Raw genomic sequence first — 15,724 nt, forward strand, 5'->3', positions numbered from 1 at the left:
GCGCGCTGTCGACGCCCCTCCCCACCCGCGCGCTAAACGTGTCCGTTTTTATGCACTGATGCACTTGGCTTGGGAGCACGCCACAGCCGGGCCTGCGCGGGATCACATGACGCCCTACACTTATGCGAATTTATGCAGTTTCAGTACGTCCTGCTCACGGTGGGGTAGCGTTCACCGGGCTTGTCAAGCTAACTTAGAAGAGAAGCATTGATGGCTGCATGCTCGACAAAGCCTGAGCAAGCCTCACGAATTTCAAAATGATAACCATTATGAAGTTAAGGACGTCAAGCTAGCGTAGGGAGACCATCGTTGGAACAAGGCTTAGAAAGTACATTCAACACCCTCCTCGGAGACTTCTCATCACTGTCTCCAAGGATCAAGCATTTACCTATTAACGCCTCCAGTTGTGGAGAAAGGGTCAATATAAGATGCAGCTACATTTCCTTCAGAGATGGAAAGCAGACTTTTACAGACTTCATCAACATAATCTCTGAACATATAATACCTTTCTGCATACCTCGAAAAGAAATAGAAAAATCAGTTTCAGATGCATCCTCCGGCGACTTAGTTGCGGCCGGGCGAGCAATGACCGCTCTCCAAGAAAAAGCCAGAAAGTTATTTATAAGGGCTAAAAAAGGGAGCAATAGGTCTGGAGAAGCTGGCGAGATAGTATTGTATATTTTCAATGAGTGGCTTTTAAAAGCCCCTCAAATCGTATCTAAAATGTACTTAAAAACCAATCATCAAATGCCAGTCCATGGAACAGATGGAATACATGCAAAGTATCAACCACAAGAAAAAAAGCTAAACATATTCTGGGGTGAATCTAAGGCTCATGCTACTGTTGAATCAGCCTTATCTAGCGCATTGGACTCAATCAAAGAATTTATTGATGATGAGCAAGAAGGCCGAGAAATCGACATCATCTCCAGCTATCTAGATTTGACCAATATTGACGATCAAGCTAGAGAGGCGTTTTTGCAGTACTTGGACCCTTACTGCGAAGAGTCAAACGATAGAATAACCACACATTCATGCCTGCTAATATTTAGTCAAAACGGCCCAACTTCCGACAAATTAGAAAGTGCAGCGATAGAAGAAGAATTCATTGAAGAGTTAACCAATATAGCAAACAGGTTCATCCAGAAGTTAAACGACAATATTGAAGCCAAAGGGCTTTCTGATCAAAGGTTTGAATTCTTTTTGTTGCCCGTGCCCTCTGCGCAAGAGTTTCGTGACAAATTTCAAGAAAAAATTGGCTGGCCGAAATGATTAAAGAGCTTACAGAGCGAGTCTGGGAACATGAGAGCTTCCATAAAGAAATGCAAGCTTTTAGAAGCCATCATTTTGAGAAAAAATTCTTTAACTCATCAAACTCCACTTTTGACCAAGAATCATTGCGAAGATTATTACAAAGCGCAGCCATATTGGCACTCTCAGAAAACAACGAGCACAGAGAAGCGGCCTATAAAATTGCCACTTCTGCTTCTGAGTCGACGAACAATATTTATCCAGGCGTATCATCCCTGCTAATTGTTGTATTGAGCCGCATAGGTAACTTTCCGGCTCTGAAATACGCCTTAGAAAAATTCGCACTTTCTGAGGACCAACTACCAGTACAGCTATTAGCTGAGTCAAGCATTAGAAAAGAAAAAAACCTAGCGACGTGGGGGAAAGAAAGCGAAACACTAACAGATTTTCAGAAACAGTTGTGGGAAGAACTATTAACAGGAAGCAGCATCGGAATATCAGCCCCGACATCTTCAGGAAAGTCTTTTATATTACAAGCCTATGCAAGAAAGCTTCTATCAGAGAGAACAGCAAACAATATTGCATTCCTAGTACCTTCTCGCGCTCTAATCAACCAAGTGTCCGGAGAGGTATCAAAATGGGTCAAGCATGCTGACACGTCTCTTGAACTCATAACGACACCGATACCAGCATCCACTCCCTTGCCTGAGAGAGGCGTATATGTCGTTACTCAGGAACGCATGCAGCTTCTACAAGCAGCACATCCTGAGCTAAAGTTTGAACTGATGCTAATTGATGAAATGCAAAGCATCGCGGATGGCGCAAGGGGAGTTCTTCTTTCCTCAGTAATAGATGATGCATTGGTAAGAAATGAAAATCTACAGTTACTGTTTGCAGGGCCAAACATTCAAGATCCGGGAAATGTCTCAAGAACATTTGGGCGGACATCACGAACAGTTTACACGGATGAAGCCGTCGTGGGACAAGATATCATCTTCGTAGACTGTAGGATAGATTCACCTTTCTGCGCAGATTTGTACCTATTGACAGAGGGAAACAAATCACCTCTTGGCAGCATTAATTCAGATGAACCATTATTAGATCACCAAAGCAAGTTAACAAATATCGCTTTAACTCTAGGGAGAGGAAGCCAAAGTCTAGTCTATGCATTGGGTCCCAAAGAGTGTGAGGACTTGGCCTTTGGCTTAGCAGATACAGAAAAGTCTAAGCCGACACCATATATTAGGGAATTATCTGATTTTATAAAAGAAGCGATACACCCTAACTATCAGCTATCAGAAAGTGTGTTAGGCGGTGTCGGCTTTCATTATGGAAGGCTTCCAGCACTTGTTAGAAAAGCCATTGAAGATGCTTTCTCACATGGTGAATTGAACTATTTGGTAACCACCAGCACACTACTTTATGGTGTAAACCTTCCGGCTAAAAATCTCTTCTTGCACAAGCCACAGAAGGGGAAAGACAAACCGATCTCATCAAATGATTTTTGGAACCTAGCAGGCCGTGCGGGTAGACTAGGAAAAGAATTTACAGGGAATATATTTTTAATAGACTACGATGATTGGGCTAACAAACCAATGGAGGGCAACAGGGACTTGGAAGTCCAGCCATCTCTTGAGAACCAGATTATCGACCAGACCCACGAGCTTATTGACTATATTAACGACCCTGATCGAGCACCTAACAGAAACAATAACGATGAGTTAGAAAATACCTTTGTTAAATTGGCCAGGGATCACTTAGAAGGTAGGCTGGATGCCACGCTAGATCGATTAGGCATGCCGAAAAACAGTCCAGAGCGATCACTTCTGGCTGATTCCGTTTCTAATTCTCTGAAAAACTCATCTATTGACCGTGGCGCCCTTCTTGCTTCACCAACAGTATCGGTACATCGACAGCAAGCACTATTCGAAAGGTTAGAAAAAAGTTTAAAAAAATATGGCCCTGAAGGGATCATACCTAAGCACCCATTACACAAACACGCCTACAACTCATACGTTGCAGTGATAAAAAGGTGCCATGGAGAAATACTTAAGATCCCTAAAGAGGACAAATCCCATACATACTATTCAATGATGGCGATCAGATGGATGAAAGGCACCCCTCTGCCTCAGATAATAGACGACAACCTGAAGTACAAAAAAAAGATCGGAAAAAACTCTAATATTTCAACTGTGATTAGAGAAACCTTAACAGAAATTGAAACTGGACTACGATTCAAGTATGTCAGATTGTTTTCATGCTACAACGCCGTACTTGAACTAGTATTAAAAAAATACGGCATGAAGGAACTTCTACCATCGATACCCACCATTCCAATGTATTTAGAAGTCGGAGCTTGCTCACCTACAATGATAAGCTTCATAGGATTAGGGTTGTCTAGATACACATCCGAAAAACTAAACAGATTCGCCAGAAGAACTGGCATGTCTCAGGAAGAAGCGAGAAACTGGATAGTCCATCAAAACATTGATGCGATGAATTTGCCAAACGCGTCAATCGAAGAAATAAAGCGAACAGTTGCTATAAATTAGGTTTTGGCTTCCACTTATCCTAAAGAAACATGGTGGTGTTAGTTTCAAGTTTATAGACCGCGCTAACACCACCAACATCGACTTTCCTACCAATACTTATCAGTGCAGGTGAATCAAGGTACTCATCCAACCGTCATCAAACTGGCATACCTGATGGTATAGTGAAAAATAGACTGGATAGTTATCCCTTTATTTTCAGCAAGTTAAATAAGGGAATCGAATCCTGATGGGCTCAACTCTGAATAAAAGCCCAGGAGACAGCCGCGACCATCAGCAGAGCGAAGCCAAGACGTAGCAATCGGGAGAAAAGGGGTCGCTGCACGAGCGGCCGGATTGCACCGCCGACGCACATCCAGAAGATATTGGTGAAAACGGCCACCGCCAGGCAAACCCCCATGGTGGCCATGTAAGCCATGGCCGTTGGCGATATCGGCAGTAAGAACTGAGAGTAGATCACCAGCAATACCGCGTAGGACTTCGGGTTGAGCACGTTGAGCAAAATGCCATCGCGCATCGTGAGGCGGGCGCCTTCGGCCGCGTTCGTGTCGAGCGGCGTGGTGGCAATACGGTAGGCGAGGTAGAGCACGTAAAGCCCGCCCACGATTTGCAGTGTCAGCTTCATATTCGGCCAGGTCACCAGCAGCGCCGCCAGGCCAAGGGCGGAGGCCACCATCGAAAGCGCCAGTCCGGTCAGAATGCCCGCATAGAGTGAGAGCGTCTTGCGGACGCCGAATGTGGCGGATGTCGCCACGATCGTCATGGGGCCTGGCCCCGGGGAGCCGAACAGGAGCAGTGCCGTGATAGCGAGCGTGGTGAGTTGTGACATGGGCCTCTTCCTCTCCGAACACGGTCTCTCGCAGCGATGATGCCCGTGACACGCCACTCTGATTCGGAACCGATCGGTACCGTTTGCACATAACGGTACCGATCATTACCATCCAAAGTCAACATCTCGGAGGGGGAAGCCATGCCGACACAGGCTCGTGAACGACTGATCGCGACGGCGGAAGCGCTCTTCTATCAACGCGGCATCAATGCGGTCGGCATCAGTGAGTTGATTGAAACCTCCGGGGTTGGGCGTGCGTCGTTCTATCGTCACTTCGAAAGCAAGGACGCGCTGGTTCATGCCGTGCTACGCCACCGTAATGAAAGGGCCCTGGCATCACTCGAGGCAGGGATTGCCGCCAATGGCAGCTCGCCGCTTGGCGTGTTCGATGTCATCGCCGAGCGCTACGGACAAGCCGACTTTCGGGGCTGCGCCTTCATCAACGCCATGGTTGAAGCTGCCGACCGCCGCAGCGAGACCCACCGCATCGCCAGAGCGCACAAGCTGGCCCAGATACAGATCATGGCTCGCGTGCTCGAGCAGGCCGGCCACTCACCCAGCGACGAACTCGCCCGCGACTTTCAACTGCTCATCGATGGCGCCGTCATGGGTGTACTGCGTGAGGGCAATCTCCAACCGGTCGAGAGAGCAAAGCGGATAGCGGCCAGATTGCTGCCACGTCTTCGCCCATAGACTCGTCCGCCGTAATGGCACTCCCACAAGGCAGCCGGCTGTCGGCTCCCACCGTCCCAGCCGGGCTTCGGCCGAGACCTGCCCGGCAAACGCTTGATGCATGGTCTCAGCGACTTGGCGGCTCCATCGAGCCCTGACGCACTGGCAGGCTTGGCCGTACGGCCCGCCCTACCCGACCAAAGTCGTGTGGCGAAACTTTACACGTGTATATAAATTTCTTTTCACGAGACCACCCATACAGTTTCCGCCACATCAGGCCCCTGCTCGCAGCGGCCAGGCTTCACAGGAGTAGTCCATGAGCATTCTTCGCAAGGCGATTTCCACCATCGGTGCTGCCGCTTTGGCGTTTAACGCCTCGATCAGCTGGGCGGATGGCATCGGCGCCTCGTTGCTGACCCAGCAGCATCCGTTCTATATCCAGTTGGCAGAAGCCATGCAGCAGGAAGCGGCCTCCAGTGACGTGTCACTCGATGTCTCGATCGCCAACCAGGACCTGAGCAAGCAGCTTGCCGACGTCGAGGACTTCATCGTCAGGGGCGTCGATGTGCTGATCATCTCGCCGGTGGACAGCCAGGGTGTACTACCGGCGATCATGAAGGCCCAACAGGCGGGCATTAAGGTCATCACGGTCGATGTACCCGCCAAGGGCGTGGACGTCACATCCCATATCGGTACCGACAACTTCACCGGCGGGCAGCGAGCCGCCGAACTGATGGGTGAGGAACTCGGCGGGAAAGGCCAGGTGGCGATCATTGACTACCCCACCGTGCAATCCGTCGTGTCTCGCATCGAGGGCTTCAAGGACGGCCTCAAGGCGTATCCCGACATCGAGATCGTTGCCCAGCAGACCGGCACGACCCGCGCCGAGGCCCTCGCCGTCTCTCAGAACATGCTCCAGGCCAATCCCGACATCGATGGCATCTTCGGCTTCGGTGACGATGCCGCACTCGCGGCCAGCGTCGCCGTGAAGGCCGCCAATCTGGAAGACCAGGTCAAGGTGGTCGGCTTCGACGGCATGCAGGAAGCCCGCGAGGCGGTGGACACCAACCCGGTCATGGTCGGCGTGATTCAGCAGTATCCGGATGAAATCGGCCGCCAGGCGGTACAGACCGCCATCAAGATCATGAAGGGGGAAACGGTGCCGGCCGAGCAGCCCATCGTGCCCGGCGTCTACACCGGCAAGTAATGCCCTCCCCTGCGGTGGCTGCCTGGATGGCCACCGCTCGCCTCATCGATCCAAGGGTGTGTCATGTCCAGTCCCCAGCAACCGCCGCTTCTCAGTCTCAGCCGAGTCGCCAAGCATTTTGGCCCGGTAACCGCCTTGAAACGCATGGACTTGCAGGTTGAGCGCGGTCGGGTCCACACGCTACTCGGGGAGAATGGCGCGGGAAAATCCACGCTGATGAAAATCCTCGCCGGTGTTCATCCGTTGAGCGCAGGCGAGATGTGGCTGAGGGGCAAGCCTTATGCCCCGGCCACGCCCCAGGAGGCCGCACGAAGCGGGCTGTCCATCGTTTTTCAAGAACTTAGCCTGTGTAACAACCTGAGCGTGGCCGAAAACATCCTGGCGACCCGGGAGCCCTCGCGACTGGGCTGGATTTCCGATGCCAAGCTGGTTGCCACCGCCAGGGCGCTGGTGGATGACCTCGGCCTGCCCATCAACGTGCGCGCACGGGTGGGCGATCTTTCCATGGCCCAGCGCCAGCTGGTCGAGATCGCCAAGGGACTGAGTCACGACGCGGACGTGGTGATCCTCGACGAGCCGACCTCATCGCTGAGCGACTCGGAGGCGGAGCTTCTGTTTCGCATCATTGGCCGGCTGACCGAGCGTGGCAAGGCGGTGATCTATATCTCGCATCGCATGGAAGAAATCATGCGTCTATCCGACGACATCACTGTCGTGCGCGACGGCGAATACATCACCACGCTGAAGAAGGATGAGACGACGACCTCGGAACTGATCTCGCTGATGGTCGGCCGCCCCATGGAAAACATGTTTCCACCGCGCTTGGCCGAGACGAAAGAACGCCCGTCGACACCGATGTTGTCGGTGGAGGGGCTCACACGCCCCGGGGAGTTCAACGATATCTCGTTTCACGTCGATGCCGGCGAGATTCTCGGCTTTTTCGGGCTGATCGGCTCCGGTCGCTCCGAGATCATGAACGCCCTGTTCGGCATGCGTCGTGCGGCCGGCCGGATCCGCCTGGCCGGCGAGGTCGTGCAACTGGCCGATGCCGCCGATGCGATCGACAAGGGGCTGGGGTTCGTCACCGAGAATCGCAAGGAGCAGGGGCTGGTGCTGAACCAGACCGTGCGCGCCAACATCACGATGGCGTCGCTGGCGCAGATTTCCGCCGGCGGCGTCCTGCAGAACGCCAAGGAGCGACGCCAGGCCGGCGATGAAGTGAGTCGCCTGGGGGTGCGCACCCACTCCATCGAGACGGTGGTCGGCACGCTTTCCGGGGGCAACCAGCAGAAAGTGGTCCTGGCCAAGTGGCTCGCCACCCGCCCGCGAGTGCTGATCCTCGACGAGCCGACCCGTGGTGTCGACGTGGGCGCCAAGTTCGAAATCTATCGGCTCATTCGCCAGCTCGCTGCCGAGGGCACGGCCATCGTCATGGTGTCCTCGGAACTCCCCGAAATACTCGGCATGGCCGATCGCGTCGCCGTCATGTCCGAAGGCCGCCTGGCGGCCATCCTGCCCGCTGCCGAATCCACACCCGAAGGTGTCATGGCCCACGCTACAGGACAGCACGCATGAATATGACCTCATTTTCCCCCGCCAGTCACGAACGCCTGAAGTCGGCGCTACGCCAGTACGGCGGCATCTTCCTGTCGCTGATCGCGCTGTGCTTCTTCTTCTCGCTCACCAATGAGCGTTTCATGTCGCTCGCCAACTTCATGAATATCCTGCAGCAGGTTGCCGTCATCGCGGTGCTGGCCTTCGGCATGACCTGGGTGATCCTGCTGGGCGATATCGATCTCTCGGTCGGCTCCATGCTGGCGGTCGCCGGCATGGTGGGTGCCCAGGTCATCGGGCTTGGCTGGGGCTTCATGCCGGCCTTGGTCATCACGCTGATCGCGGGGGCCTTGATGGGCCTGATCAATGGCGTGCTGACCGCCAAGCTGATGCTGCCCGCCTTCATCGTGACGGTCGCCACCATGAGCATCTACCGCGGCATGGTCAGTCTCCCGACCAATGGCGCCCCGGCGATGCTGACCGACCCCACCTGGACAGCGATCGGCACCGGCAGCGTAGCCGGCGTGCCGATCATCATCTGGATCGTGGTGGGCCTGTTCGTCCTCAATCACCTGCTGCTGGCTCACACCACCTTCGGGCGGCGGACTTACCTCGCCGGCGGCAACCGTGAAGCGGCCATCTATTCGGGCATCAAGGTCGACCGTCTGAAGATCTCGATCTTCATGATCTCCGGTCTGATGGCAGCGGTGGCCGGCATCATGATGTCGTCGCGCCTGTATTCCGCGCAGACCAACGCGGGCATCAGCTATGAGCTGGATGCCATCGCCGCGGCCGTGCTGGGAGGCACCAGTCTCGCGGGCGGCGTCGGGACGATGGTCGGCACCCTGATCGGGGCCCTCATCATCGGCGCGCTCAACAATGGCATGAACATGCTCTCGGTGCCCTATTTCTATCAGCTGATCGTCAAGGGGCTGGTGATTCTGGTGGCCGTGTGGCTCGACGTCCGCGCCAAGCGTCAGAAGGGGTAATCCATGAGCCAGAAAATACTCACTATCGGCGAGATCCTGGTGGAGTTCGTGGCGACGACCCAGGGCGATGGGTTTGGCGAGGCACAGCCTCTGACGGGCCCTTACCCGTCGGGCGCGCCGGCCATCTTCATCGACCAGGTGGGTCGCATGGGCCAGGCTTGCGCCATCCTGGGTCGCGTCGGTGACGACGACTTCGGTCATCTGAATATCGATCGACTGCGCGATGACGGCGTCGACACCAGCGGCATCGAGATCGCCCCCGGCGAAGTCACCGGCTGCGCCTTCGTCCGCTACCGTCCCGATGGCAGCAGGCGCTTCGTCTTCACCCTGCCGCAAAGCGCTGCCGCCCGCCTCCCCGCCACCACGGCCGGCGAAGCCCTGATCGCAAGCTGCGATCACCTGCATATCATGGGCACCGCCCTCATCATCCCCGACATGGCAGCGCAGGCCAGGTCGGCGGCACAGCGCATCAAGGCGCGTGGGGGCAGCGTGAGCTTCGACCCCAACCTCAGGGCGGAAATGCTCGACACCCCCGGCCTGCGGGAGGCGCTCGCCGACATGCTGACCCAGACCGATCTGTTTCTGCCGTCCGGCGACGAAATCTTCCTGTTCTCCGAGGCCACCACGGAACAGGACGCCGTGGACGATCTGCTTGGCCTCGGCATCAGGGACATCGTCGTCAAGCGAGGCAGCCAGGGCGCCAGCCACTACTGCCGCGACGGGCGCACGGACGTGGCGCCACTCGCGGTGGAGGAAATCGATCCAACCGGCGCCGGCGACTGTTTCGGCGGGGCCTTCGTTGCCCTTTGGCTGAATGGTGCCGCACCGGAAATCGCCCTGCGCTACGCCAATGCCGCCGGGGCCCACGCGGTGACTCGCCTCGGGCCCATGGAAGGCGCGGCCACCAGACATCAGCTCGACAGCTTGCTAGCTTCACAGGAGACCCGCTCATGACCGTACCCTCGATTCGAGACCTCGCGGCCTGGCGCCAGCAACCGGGCCCCTCCGGCATCCCCTCGGTGTGTTCGGCCCACCCCCTGGTGCTCGAAGCGGCGATGCGGGCCACGCTGACCACGCGCCTGCCGCTGCTGATCGAGGCCACCTGCAATCAGGTGAATCAGGACGGGGGGTACACCGGCATGACGCCCGCTGACTTTCGCGCCATGGTGGTGGGCATCGCCGAGCGAGCGTCCTTTCCCCTCGAGCGACTCATCCTCGGTGGCGACCATCTCGGCCCCAACCCGTGGAAGGCGCTGGATGCCGAAGCCGCGATGGGCAAGGCCGAGACGATGATTCGCGCCTACGCCGCCGCTGGCTTCACCAAGCTACACCTCGACTGCTCCATGGGTTGCGCCGGCGAGCCGATCGCCCTGGACGATGCCGAGACCGCCGCCCGCGCCGCACGTCTGGCCAAGGCCGCCGAGGAGGCCAGCCCCGACCCCGACCAGGCGCCGGTGTATATCATCGGCACGGAGGTCCCCGTCCCGGGTGGTGCCCTGGAGGCGATCGAGGGCCTCGAGGTCACCCGCCCCGCCGCGGTACGCGAAACCGTCGCGGTCCATCGTCGCGCTTTCCGCGAGGCCGGCCTGGAAGACGCCTTCGAGCGTGTCATCGCCGCCGTGGTTCAGCCCGGCGTCGAATTCGGCAACCACAATGTCATCGTCTACGATTCCAGCGAGGCCAGCGCACTGAGCCGGACCCTCGACGACCTTCCGGGGCTGGTCTTCGAAGCCCACTCCACCGACTACCAGCCACCCTCGGCGCTCGCCGCGCTGGTCGAGGACGGCTTCGCCATCCTGAAGGTCGGGCCCGGCTTGACCTTTGCCCTGCGCGAGGCGCTTTACGGTCTCGACATGATCGCGACCGAGCTCTATCCCGAATCAGGGCGTCATAGCCTGCGCGACACCATGGAAGCGGTGATGCTGTCATCGCCGGACAACTGGCGGAAGTACTATGAAGGCTCCGCGCAGGAACAGGCGCTGTTGCGCCACTTTTCGTACAGTGACCGTATCCGTTACTACTGGCCGGAACCGCAAGCCAAGGCCGCCGTGGAGGCGCTGTTGCAGCAGCTCGACGGGGTCGACATTCCCGAACCACTGATCGCCCAGTATCTCGGCGGTCTGCTCAAGAAAGTGCGCAACGAGGTGGTGGCGCCTCGCGCACGGGACTTGCTGTTCGCGGCCATCGAGGACGTCATGACGGACTATATCGAGGCTTGCAAGGGATGATGCACCGTGGATGATGGGCACACTCCGCAGGAAAGCGAGGCAGGGATGAGCAACGGTGGCACGAGCGACATTCGTACCATGGAGGAGTTTTCGGCCTACGTCGGGCTGTCACGGCCCACCGTCTCGAAATATTTCAATGCCCCGGACAGTGTCCGCCCTGCCACGCGGCAGCGGATAGAAGCGGCGATCGAAGCCTGCGGTTTCACGCCCAACTTGTTCGCGACCAACCTGAAGAGAACCCGCACCCGGGTGCTGGGCATCATCGTGCCTACCGCCACCGACCCCTTCTACATGGAGCTGGTACGCCAAGTGGAAGAACTCGCTTCCCGAGCGGGGTACGTGCTGTTCATGCTGTCCTCGAACGGTCGGCCAGATCGCGAGGTCGACGCCATCTCGCGACTGGAGTCGATGAACATCGCCGGGGCCATCGTCGTGCCCCTGGGCACCGAGGGCCCGAGCGCCAGGCTGGTCAGCCTGGAGCGCCGCAGCTCCATCGTCTATGTCGACAGCGCTCCCGATGCCGGCACACCCTTCGTCGGCACCGACAACACCCAAAGCATCGGCCTGATGGTCGAATACTTGTGTCGCTCGGGAGAGCCCCCCGGCTTTCTGCCCATGCCCCCCATCAACCGCAACGCCGAAGCTCGCCTCGCGGCCTATGAGGAGGCGATGGCAAAAGCCCACGAAAGCGCGCGAGTGCTTGCGGTTCCCAGGCAGCTTGACTGGGACTTCGAACGCTACGGCCATGAACAGACGCGCCATGTCCTGGAGGCCGGCCTACCCACGCGCACCATCCTATGTGCCAATGACCGGATCGCGCTGGGGGCGCTGCTCGCCGCCTGGCAGGCCAAGGTGCCCGTGGGCCGTACCGAGGACGCTCGGTTGCGAATCGCGGGGCACGACGATCACCCCTTCGCCCGCTACTCGGGCCCGCCCTTGACCACGGTGTCGCAGGATATCCGGGGCATCGCGCAACGGGCCATGGCCACGCTATTGGCCCGCATCGATGCGCCCGAAACCGATGACGAGCCCATGCAAGAAGCCGCCCTGTTTGCCGGCCAACTTGTCCTGCGCGATTCCGCCTGAGTACGCTCTCGACCCGCCCCACCATGCGCGAGGCGCTTGTCCAGCCTGAAAAATGCTGCAGGAAATGTCGGAAAAGGCAGTGACCACGGTCATTGGGCACGTCCGGGGGCACGATGATCAGTGCCGTACCGCATCGCGATAATTGACAATGGGGGATTCCAGCAGGATAACCGATGTCGGAGCACGCCACATGATAGGGCCGGACGCGCACGCGCGTTCAGATGACATATCGGGCACGCTGCCCAACACCCGCTGAACATCAACTTGGCAAGCAACCCGGGAAACAAGCAATGGTATGGTTCTTTCGATGCCTGGTCGTGCTGTTAGCGACTGCCTCTACGTTTTCTTACGCTCATGACGTCGGCTTTCGAACAATGACCATATCGCCATCCGTTGAAAGCGATGGCTTCCCGATGGCTGTTTTTTATCCAACCAGCTCCGAGCCGAAAGTCGTCGAAATGGGCCCCTTCAAGCTCGACATAGCCGTGGGCGGAGACGTTCTAGAAGGCAGGCATCCATTGGCCATCGTGTCCCACGGTTCAGGCGGGAGCTATTTGTCCTATAAAGATATTGCCATCTCACTGGCCAGGAGCGGCTTTATCGTGGGTATGCCGCTGCATCCCCACGACAACTACCTGGATAACACCTCAGCAGGCTCTGCCGCCAACTACATCAACCGTCCCAGGCAGATAACGTTGGCAATTGACAAGCTTCTCGGCACGCCGGGCCTGAACACTTACATTGACCCGGAGAAAATAGCGGTTCTGGGGCACTCCGTGGGAGGGTATTCCGCTATCGCGGCAGCAGGAGGCATCGGGGACACTCGCCGCCTGATTGAAACATGCAACAAAAACCCTTGGCTGACTGATCCGTATTGCGCCCCCGCACGTGATGGCTCCTTGGCGAAAACGCTCATAAACAGCCCCAGGGACGCCAGGATAAAAGCCCTGGTCTTGATGGCACCCGTGGGCATATTGTTTTCTGCCCAAGGCGCTCTAAACGATGTCAACATCCCTGTCTTACTGCTGCAGGCAGAGAAGGATGACGAGGTGACGGAACCGTACAACGCCGACGTCATCGCAAAGGGCCTTCCCGACAAGCAGAAACTGACCCGCAAAATGATACACAATGCCGGCCATTACTCCTTCTTGACATCATTCCCGGAGTTTCTCGAACCCGAACTGGGCCCGATTGCAGAAGATCCCCAAGACTTCAATCGGGTGGAATTCCAACAAGAGCTAGGCGAGATCATCGTGAATTACCTCGACAGGGTCTTGAAGATACGGCCTTGAAATAGAACGACAACCTCCTTGACACCAGCGATCACTTTGATACTGCTCCCTCGAGCGACACTCCCTCGCCCGCCCCTTCAACACCGCCCTCCAGCCGTCTCCCGCCAGCCATCCCGGGGCCCGACAAGTCTTCGGGCCACCGCGGATCGCCGAGTTGCCGATTTGTGCTAACGCCGATGGGCTTTGCCGCGCAAGATAGTTGACAGGGATACGCCCACCGGGGGACCGCCTCCGGCGTGCCCCGCCGCCACTTAGAGTGCATTTCCAAACCCTCTGATGATGGGTGCCGGTGGCAGGGCAAAGCGAGGGTCCTTTGCCATGGATGGCAAAGGTAGCGCCCAGGGAGGGGTTCACAGCGCCCTCGCGACGCCCTGCCGCCGGAGAAGCTCACGTCGTCTACCGGTTGTGAAAGACGTTCTTAGTCACCGCCTGAACAGGCACGAGCCTGACAACCAGGCGCGGCGATCTCCCGCTTCAATAATCCAACAACAAGTCGGAATTCAGCCATGGTCAACGATACCCGGATCGACTTCATCTATCTCTCCGAACAGGACATGATCCGTGCCGGCGTTACCGACATGGTGGCCTGCGTGGACACCATGGAGGAGATGTTCGGCCTGCTCTTCCACGGCGACTATCGCATGGCCGGGCCCAACAACGATTCTCACGGGGCCATGATCATGTTCCCCGATGAATCGCCCTTCCCCACCATGCCCAAGCCCACGGCCGACCGCCGCCTGATGGCCATGCCGGCCTATCTGGGCGGCAACTTCTGCACGGCGGGCGTCAAGTGGTACGGCTCCAACATCGCCAACCGGGAAAAGGGGCTGCCGCGCTCGATCCTGATGTTCACGCTCAGCGATGCCGACACCGGCGCGCCCCTGGCCTACATGTCGGCCAACCTGCTCTCGGCCTATCGCACCGGCGCGGTGCCGGGCGTCGGCGCCCGTCATCTGGCACGCAAGGATTCGAAGGTGGTGGGTATCTTCGGGCCCGGCGTGATGGCGCGCACCTCGCTGGCCGCCTTCGTGGCGGCCTGCCCCGGGATCGACACCGTCAAGGTCAAGGGGCGCAGTCGGAAAAGCCTGGATGCCTTCATCGGGTGGGTCCACGCGCATTACCCGCAGATCACCGACATCCAGGTGGTCGACGACATCGAGTCGGTGGTTCGCGATTCGGACATCGTGACCTACTGCGCCTCGGGGGAAGTGGGCAATCCCGAGGCCTACCCGCTGGTCAAGCGCGAGTGGGTGAGCCCGGGCACTTTCCTGGCCATGCCCGCACCGTGCAACTTCGACGCCGGCATGGAGGCACCGGACGTTCGCAAGGTTCTCGACAATACCGGCCTGTACGAAGCCTGGTACGAGGAAGTCCCCAAGCCGGCGCATAACTGCATTCCCCTGGTCGGCCTGAAGTTCATGGACATGATCGCCGATGGCCGCCTGTCCGCCGACGCGCTCGAGGATCTGGGCGCCATCGTGGCCGGAGCCACGCCGGGTCGCCGCAACGACGACGAGATCATCCTGTTGTCCGTGGGCGGCATGCCGGTCGAGGACGTGGCCTGGGGCACGGTGATCTATCGCAAGGCGATCGAACAGGGCATCGGCGTCACGCTCAACCTCTGGGAAAGCCCGGCCTTGAGCTGATGACACCGTCTGCATGCCGGCCAGCGCCACCCGGCGTTGGCGCTCCATGAAATCCGATGACATTACCGGGAGAGAGATCATGACCAGGATCGTGAAGGTCAAGACAGGGTCGAAGTTCGAAGAACTGGGGAGTTACTCACGTGTAGTGGCGGTCGATAACTGGATCCTGGTATCCAATACCGCCGGGCGCAACCCCGAGACCAAGGCGATCCCCGATGACGTGAGCGAGCAGCTGCTGCAGGTCCTTGCCAATATCGACGGTGCGCTAGGGTCGGTGGGCAGCGGTCTCGCCGACATCGTGTCCGCGCGGATCTTCATCCAGAACCCGGCGGATACCGAGACCGTCATGACACTGTTCGGTCGGAAGATGCGGGGTATCGACCCGACCATCACCGTGACCTGCCCGCCGCTGGGCGCCGCG

General features: G+C 57.7%; 13 protein-coding genes. 12 read left to right on the forward strand and 1 reads right to left on the reverse strand.

All coding sequences use genetic code 11. From position 1 onward, the window contains the following. Window positions 1-309: 309 nt before the first annotated feature. Together D0901_RS19930 and D0901_RS19935 are read left to right on the forward strand one after the other, a co-directional pair. Window positions 310-1,272: a HamA C-terminal domain-containing protein gene (locus tag D0901_RS19930; protein WP_129142050.1), complete on the forward strand. Its 963-nt coding sequence runs from the start codon at window positions 310-312 to the stop codon at window positions 1,270-1,272. Then, window positions 1,269-3,803 carry a DEAD/DEAH box helicase gene (locus D0901_RS19935; protein ID WP_129142051.1) on the forward strand — a complete coding sequence of 845 codons (2,535 nt, stop codon included), beginning with the start codon at window positions 1,269-1,271 and terminating at the stop codon, window positions 3,801-3,803. The genes D0901_RS19930 and D0901_RS19935 overlap by 4 nt, the downstream gene beginning before the upstream one ends. Before the next feature lie 232 nt (window positions 3,804-4,035). Here the strand turns inward: D0901_RS19935 and D0901_RS19940 are convergent, their stop codons facing one another. Further along, window positions 4,036-4,629, reverse strand: coding sequence for a LysE family translocator (locus D0901_RS19940; protein ID WP_129142052.1), 594 nt, complete (start codon window positions 4,627-4,629; stop codon window positions 4,036-4,038). 141 nt (window positions 4,630-4,770) lie between these two features. Between D0901_RS19940 and D0901_RS19945 the strand changes: the two genes are divergently transcribed. The 10 genes from D0901_RS19945 to D0901_RS19990 all read left to right on the forward strand — a co-directional run. Then, complete coding sequence (locus D0901_RS19945; RefSeq protein ID WP_129142053.1) at window positions 4,771-5,322, forward strand: TetR/AcrR family transcriptional regulator; 552 nt, start codon at window positions 4,771-4,773, stop codon at window positions 5,320-5,322. Window positions 5,323-5,617: 295 nt separating this feature from the next. Then, the gene (locus D0901_RS19950) at window positions 5,618-6,508 is read left to right on the forward strand and encodes a substrate-binding domain-containing protein (protein ID WP_129142054.1); all 891 of its coding nucleotides are present in this window, start codon (window positions 5,618-5,620) and stop codon (window positions 6,506-6,508) included. 63 nt (window positions 6,509-6,571) lie between these two features. Next, window positions 6,572-8,083 (forward strand): sugar ABC transporter ATP-binding protein, encoded by a 1,512-nt coding sequence (locus tag D0901_RS19955; protein WP_129142055.1) that lies wholly within the window; start codon window positions 6,572-6,574, stop codon window positions 8,081-8,083. Continuing rightward, window positions 8,080-9,051 carry an ABC transporter permease gene (locus tag D0901_RS19960; protein ID WP_203234918.1) on the forward strand — a complete coding sequence of 324 codons (972 nt, stop codon included), beginning with the start codon at window positions 8,080-8,082 and terminating at the stop codon, window positions 9,049-9,051. Before D0901_RS19955 ends, D0901_RS19960 begins: the two co-directional genes overlap by 4 nt. A gap of 3 nt (window positions 9,052-9,054) precedes the next feature. Further along, window positions 9,055-10,005 (forward strand): tagatose kinase, encoded by a 951-nt coding sequence (locus tag D0901_RS19965; protein WP_129142056.1) that lies wholly within the window; start codon window positions 9,055-9,057, stop codon window positions 10,003-10,005. Then, window positions 10,002-11,279 (forward strand): D-tagatose-bisphosphate aldolase, class II, non-catalytic subunit, encoded by a 1,278-nt coding sequence (locus tag D0901_RS19970; RefSeq protein WP_129142057.1) that lies wholly within the window; start codon window positions 10,002-10,004, stop codon window positions 11,277-11,279. The genes D0901_RS19965 and D0901_RS19970 overlap by 4 nt, the downstream gene beginning before the upstream one ends. Window positions 11,280-11,324: 45 nt before the next feature. Further along, on the forward strand, window positions 11,325-12,365 hold the full coding sequence (locus D0901_RS19975) for a LacI family DNA-binding transcriptional regulator (RefSeq protein ID WP_203234919.1): 1,041 nt from the start codon (window positions 11,325-11,327) through the stop codon (window positions 12,363-12,365). A gap of 290 nt (window positions 12,366-12,655) precedes the next feature. Continuing rightward, entirely contained in the window at window positions 12,656-13,657 is a 1,002-nt protein-coding gene (locus D0901_RS19980; RefSeq protein WP_129142058.1) for an alpha/beta hydrolase family protein, read from the forward strand. Window positions 13,658-14,163: 506 nt separating this feature from the next. After that, on the forward strand, window positions 14,164-15,303 hold the full coding sequence (locus D0901_RS19985) for an ornithine cyclodeaminase family protein (RefSeq protein WP_129142059.1): 1,140 nt from the start codon (window positions 14,164-14,166) through the stop codon (window positions 15,301-15,303). A 79-nt stretch (window positions 15,304-15,382) separates the two neighbouring features. Then, window positions 15,383-15,724, forward strand: a 342-nt coding sequence (locus D0901_RS19990) for a Rid family hydrolase (protein WP_129142060.1), incomplete at its 3' end; no start/stop codon positions are given.

Source organism: Modicisalibacter coralii, assembly GCF_004117855.1.
Classification (GTDB): domain Bacteria; phylum Pseudomonadota; class Gammaproteobacteria; order Pseudomonadales; family Halomonadaceae; genus Modicisalibacter; species Modicisalibacter coralii.